The organism is Streptosporangium sp. G12, assembly GCF_052983175.1.
The window spans coordinates 1-979 of record NZ_JBRIQO010000097.1 but is presented as its reverse complement, the minus strand read 5'-3'; the positions used below and the strand labels follow the sequence as shown (position 1 = coordinate 979).

The following is a 979-nucleotide window of genomic DNA, read 5'->3' as shown; positions in this document are numbered from 1 at the left end:
GTGGTGGCGTAGACGAGCTGCTTGCCCTCGTAGGGGGCGACGGTGAAGTCCTTGAGCGAGACCCAGCCCGACTTCGGGTTCGCCAGCACGCCGGTGGAGTTCCACCGGTAGGTCGACGGAAGGTTGCACATACCGGTCGGCGTCACCGAGGGAGTCGGTGTCGGGTCAGGGGTTCCCGGGGTGCCGCTCCAGGTCCATTTCTGGTTGTTGCCGCCGTGGCAGGCGTAGATCTGGATCAGGGTGCCGTTGGCGGTGCCGTTGCCGGCGGCGTCCAGGCACAGTCCGGACTGCACGCCGGTGATGGTGCCGTCGGTGTTCAGGCGCCACTTCTGGTTGGTGCCGCCGTGGCAGGCGTAGATCTGGGCCTTGACGGCGTTGGCGGTGCCGGCGGCGTCCAGGCACTTGTTGCCGTAGACCCGCAGCTCCTGCGCGGAGGTGTAGGTCCACCGCTGGTTGGGGTTGGTGTGACAGTCCCACAGGGTCACCTGGGTGCCGTCGGTGGTGCTGGAGTTGGGCACGTCCACGCAGCGGCCGGAGGCTACGCCCTTGATCTGCCCGGTACCACCCGAGGTCGGGGTGACGGTGGGTGTGGGGGTCGGGGTGGGCGTGGGGCTGGGGGGCACGGCGTTGAGGGCGTTCAGGACCGAGGTGTAGGCCGGCTTCTTGTTGCCCGAGGTGTCGAACAGCAGGGGAGTGGTGTTGGCGCCGAGCCAGGAGTCGCTGTCGCGCACGCCCCACACGGTGATGCCGGTGCAGCGTGGCACCGCCAGGCAGTCGTTGACCACGTTGGCGTAGGTGGTGGCGGAGCCGCCCTGGATGTCCAGCTCGGTGATCTGCACGTCCACGCCCAGGGCGGCGAAACTCTGGATGGTGGTGCGGTAGTTGCTGTTGTAGGCGCTGTTGCTGTTGAAGTGCGACTGCAGGCCGACGCAGTCGATGGGCACGCCGCGCTGTTTGAAGTCGCGGACCATGTTGTAGA

General features: G+C 67.5%; 1 protein-coding gene. It reads right to left on the bottom strand.

From position 1 onward, the window contains the following. The coding region (locus ACVCAG_RS45755) for a non-reducing end alpha-L-arabinofuranosidase family hydrolase (RefSeq protein ID WP_447191672.1) at positions 1-979 on the bottom strand (979 nt) is incomplete at both ends.